This window comes from Vibrio cincinnatiensis DSM 19608 (genome assembly GCF_900167345.1).
GTDB lineage: Bacteria > Pseudomonadota > Gammaproteobacteria > Enterobacterales > Vibrionaceae > Vibrio > Vibrio cincinnatiensis.
Genome location: NZ_FUXB01000049.1, coordinates 1 through 1,404, shown reverse-complemented (window position 1 = coordinate 1,404; position 1,404 = coordinate 1). Strand labels below are relative to the sequence as shown.

Here is a 1,404-nt window from a genome sequence, read left to right as displayed (position 1 = left end):
CACGGAAACCGCATGAACATCACTGCCCTGTAAGGCTTTCGAGAACCTTACTTAAGTAGTTTTCATCCATTGCGCAGTTCATCCGTTTACGTTTGATACCACCTTTAAACGTGGTTTCGCTCTTTAATAGGTTCAAACAGATCTGCCTGATCCTTGCAAAAGCCTCTGCTCGATCGTCCGCTCTAATACGCGAATTGTCCTCACAAAATGCAGTATCAAGTGACCAATGCATGACCTCTACACCCCAGTGAGAACGAGTCGCTTCAAGTAACGTTTGAGCTTCCAATTCTTTAGAGCATATGTAGTAACGAATACTCACATCTTGCTCTGTTGCTACTGCCGATTCTTGTCGAATTGAAGCCACGATGCCCATTGATTTAAGCCCAGGCCATTCATGTTCAATATCACCCAAAACCGACAAATCTCGATTCACTAAAGCCACTCTCGTTTCTATTCTTCCGTGACTTTTTTCTTGAGTACTATAAGAACTACCGTCGAAGTCTTGAAGCATGCTCATTCGAAAATAATCATCAAAGGCTTGCTCAAGCATTCCCTGATTGCCTTTGACCGCCAATAAATAATCCGCTTCTTTATCAAGGATTTTCTGCGCTATTTTCTTTTGGCAGCCCATGGCATCAATCGTAATCAAGCAGCCCTTTACATCTAGCAAGTCTAGTAGCTTGGGGATCGCGGTAATCTCGTTACTCTTAGAATCAACCTTCAGTTGCCCAATGCTCATTCCATTTGCTGTAGCAAAAGCGTTCACCATATGGATCGTTCCCTTGCCTTTCGAGCGGTCATAAGAGCTGCGTAATGTTTTACCGTCGATGGCAATCACTTCACCATCCGTCAGTGTATGGCAGTCCTTCATCCAAGCAATGAAGCTTCTTTGCAAAGCGACAGGATTAATCATACCCATCACACGGGACAACGTATCCGCAGAAGGAATTCCAGCTTCAAAGTGACCATATCGTTTAAGGAAATCTAAGCGAGCATTACCAAAATCGATAATGCCATCCCAGCCATCTTGACCCGACAAAACACCACAAATTGTCAGCAAAATAATGTCTGATAATTTGTGTTCTACTTTGCTTTCTTGTCGATAGTCTTTAATGATTTGGAAATGCATAAATGGGTTGATTAACTCGCTCATATGTAGGCTCCTATATTGTCTAGGAGCTATTACAAAACAACAGAAATGATCTACAAGGTGATCTTAAATTTCATGTCGTTACATTCAATAGTTGGGGTGAGTGATAGGTTCAAAGCTAATTTTTAGCATCTCCGCAGCCCTTATATATCAACGATCTGGTGAGTAGACCGCCGGAACCTCCCCGACAGCCTCTCGCAGAACCGTACGTGAACCTCTCAGCTCATACGGCTCCCATTAAGCCAACGCTGTTC

1 protein-coding gene is annotated in these 1,404 nt (G+C 43.3%); it reads right to left on the bottom strand.

The genetic code is table 11. From position 1 onward, the window contains the following. Positions 1-19 precede the first annotated feature (19 nt). Entirely contained in the window at positions 20-1,153 is a 1,134-nt protein-coding gene (locus B5D54_RS16780) for an ISAs1-like element IS1358 family transposase (protein WP_078927662.1), read from the bottom strand. Between the last annotated feature and the right edge of the window lie 251 nt (positions 1,154-1,404).